Source organism: Pseudoalteromonas sp. S554, assembly GCF_005930865.1.
Lineage (GTDB): Bacteria > Pseudomonadota > Gammaproteobacteria > Enterobacterales > Alteromonadaceae > Pseudoalteromonas > Pseudoalteromonas marina.
The window spans coordinates 1-268 of sequence record NZ_PNDV01000224.1 but is presented as its reverse complement, the minus strand read 5'-3'; the positions used below and the strand labels follow the sequence as shown (position 1 = coordinate 268).

Annotated in this window: 1 protein-coding gene; it reads right to left on the bottom strand. The window is 42.9% G+C overall.

All coding sequences use genetic code 11. From position 1 onward, the window contains the following. On the bottom strand, positions 1-268 hold a 268-nt coding region (locus tag CWB65_RS19795; RefSeq protein ID WP_138741305.1), incomplete at both ends, for a hypothetical protein.

Here is a 268-nt window from a genome sequence, read left to right as displayed (position 1 = left end):
TGTGCTTCATGTAGTTCTTTTCTTTGTTTACGGCGACGCTTAGGTTGTTGTTGATACGCAAAACCGGTACTTGCTGGGATCAAACGACCCACAATTACGTTTTCTTTCAGAACGCGAAGCTCATCGCTATTACCATTCACTGCTGCATATGTAAGAACACGTGTTGTTTCTTGGAAAGACGCTGCAGAGAGGTAAGATTCTGTCGCTAGTGATGCTTTAGTAATACCCATTAACTGGATTTCAAACTTCGCTGGGATCGTACCTTGTT